We start from the raw sequence: 1,121 nt of genomic DNA on the forward strand, positions 1-1,121 counted from the left end.
GTACATCCGCGCACCGGGCGTCGAGTACGGATGCGCGACAAAACGATCCGACGTCAGTGCTGGACGGAGGTGGTAACCCCGTGCGAGGCCCGGCCCACCGATGTACAGCTCGCCGACGCCGCCGATCGGGACCGGTTGCAGCCGAGCGTCGAGCACCACGGCGTCGATTCCGCGGATGGGACCGCCGATGGTGATCGGCTCCCCCGGTGAGAGTGGGTCACTGATGGCAACCATGACAGTGGTTTCGGTCGGACCGTATCCGTTGTGCAGTCTGCACCCGTTGCCCCAGCTCGAGACCAATTCCGGAGTGCACACATCGCCGCCGACGACTACGCATTCCAGTGCCGTCACGCCCGCCGGATCGACAGTCGCCAGAGCAGCCGGAGTGATGAAGGCATGAGTGACCTCGCGGCGTCGGAGGAACTCGCTCAAAGCCTCCCCGCCGTAGATGTCGGGAGGGGCGATCACCATCGTCGCGCCGGTCGAACCGGCCAGCAGTAGCTCGAGGACGGCACCGTCGAAGCTCGGCGATGCAAAATGCAAAGTTCGCGACGCGGCGGTGATCCGGTACCGATCCTGTTGTTCGCGAGCAAGATTCGCCAAACCTGCGTGGGTGACGACGGTGCCCTTCGGCACTCCGGTCGACCCGGACGTGTAGATGACGTACGCGGCCGACGCCGCAGTGATCGACGCTGTTCTGTCAGCGTCGTCGATGGCAGCGTCGGAGTAGGCGGCACATTCTGCAACCGTGTCCGCGTCGCCGAGGTCGATCCAAACTGCGACATTCCCGCCGGTTGCCGGACCGGCCGCGACCTCGGCGGACCGAATTCCAATGCGCACACCCGAATCCTCGAGCATGTGCGCAACTCGATCTGCGGGATAACGGGGATCGACCGGGACGAAAACGCCGCCGGCTTTGGTGACCGACCAGACTGCGAGCACCGAGTCGACCGATCGGGCGACTGCCAATGCGACCGGTGTCTCGGGGCCGACGCCCAGGTCCATGAGGTATCGAGCGATCCGATTCGATCGACGCTCCAGCTCCCCGTACGACAGTGAACGCTCGGAGTCTTCGAGGGCGATCGTGTCGGGATACGTCCTCGCGGTATCCCCGAGGATCT

At 65.0% G+C, this 1,121-nt stretch carries 1 protein-coding gene; it reads right to left on the reverse strand.

Features of this window, described 5'->3' with window-relative positions; genetic code table 11:
• A partial coding sequence (locus ABT116_RS49110; RefSeq protein ID WP_351648103.1) for an AMP-binding protein occupies nucleotides 1–1,119 on the reverse strand: 1,119 nt, incomplete at its 3' end.
• Nucleotides 1,120–1,121 lie beyond the last annotated feature (2 nt).

The organism is Streptomyces sp. NPDC002130 (assembly GCF_040296465.1).
Lineage (GTDB): Bacteria > Actinomycetota > Actinomycetes > Streptomycetales > Streptomycetaceae > Streptomyces.